This window comes from Pseudomonas juntendi (genome assembly GCF_009932375.1).
In the GTDB taxonomy this organism is placed as follows: Bacteria; Pseudomonadota; Gammaproteobacteria; order Pseudomonadales; family Pseudomonadaceae; genus Aquipseudomonas; species Aquipseudomonas juntendi.
In genome coordinates this window covers 1-468 of sequence record NZ_BLJG01000395.1, presented here as the reverse complement: position 1 = coordinate 468, position 468 = coordinate 1, and the positions used below count along the sequence as shown (strand labels likewise).

Sequence of the window (468 nt, the reverse complement as noted above, 5' to 3'; positions counted from 1 at the left end):
CGCGCAGGATGCGCAGGTTTTCCAGGCCTACGGCGGCGGCCACCGGGTGGCCCGAATAGGTGAAACCGTGGTTGAACTCACCCCCTTCGCTGATGACCTTGGCCACGGTGTCCCGCACGATCACCCCGCCCATGGGGATGTACCCGGAGGTCAGGCCCTTGGCGATGGTCATCAGGTCGGGCTGCAGCCCGTAGTAGTCGGAACCGAACCACTCGCCGGTCCGGCCGAAACCGCAGATCACTTCGTCGGCGACGAACAGGATGTCGTAACGGGCCAGAATCTCCTTCACCTTCGGCCAGTAGGTCTCAGGCGGGATGATCACGCCGCCGGCCCCCTGGATGGGCTCGGCGATGAACGCGGCAACGTTGTCCTCGCCGACCTCCAGAATTTTCTGCTCCAGCTGTTCGGCAGCCCACACCCCGAATTCGTCCGCCGTCATGTCGCCGCCTTCGCCGAACCAGTACGGCT

1 protein-coding gene is annotated in these 468 nt (G+C 64.7%); it reads right to left on the bottom strand.

The features are described from left to right. Positions 1–468: aminotransferase class III-fold pyridoxal phosphate-dependent enzyme (locus GYA94_RS26280; RefSeq protein ID WP_161893417.1), on the bottom strand; the 468-nt coding region annotated here is incomplete at both ends.